Here is a 280-nt window from a genome sequence, read left to right as displayed (position 1 = left end):
AGCGAAAAGACGACCTTCCTGGGCTACCGCCGCGAGAACGGGCGCGTGGGCGTGCGCAACCACGTCGTCGTCCTGCCCGTGGACGACCTCTCCAACGCGGCGTGCGAGGCCGTGGCGCACAACATCAATGGGACGATGGCGATCCCGCACCCCTACGGCCGGCTGCAGTTCGGGGCCGACCTGGACCTGCACTTCCGCACGCTCATCGGCGCGGGATCGAACCCGAACGTGGCGGCGGTGGTGGTGATCGGCATCGAGGAGGGGTGGACCAAGCGCGTGG

Annotated in this window: 1 protein-coding gene; it reads left to right on the top strand. The window is 69.3% G+C overall.

Annotated elements, in window-relative coordinates; all coding sequences use genetic code 11:
• On the top strand, positions 1-280 hold a 280-nt coding region (locus ACKPVM_RS20465; protein WP_409311582.1), incomplete at both ends, for a UxaA family hydrolase.

The organism is Pectobacterium hainanensis (genome assembly GCF_046237015.1).
Lineage (GTDB): Bacteria > Pseudomonadota > Gammaproteobacteria > Enterobacterales > Enterobacteriaceae > JBJYIN01.
Note: the sequence above shows the minus strand (reverse complement) of the source record. Positions and strands in the feature narration are given on the sequence as shown.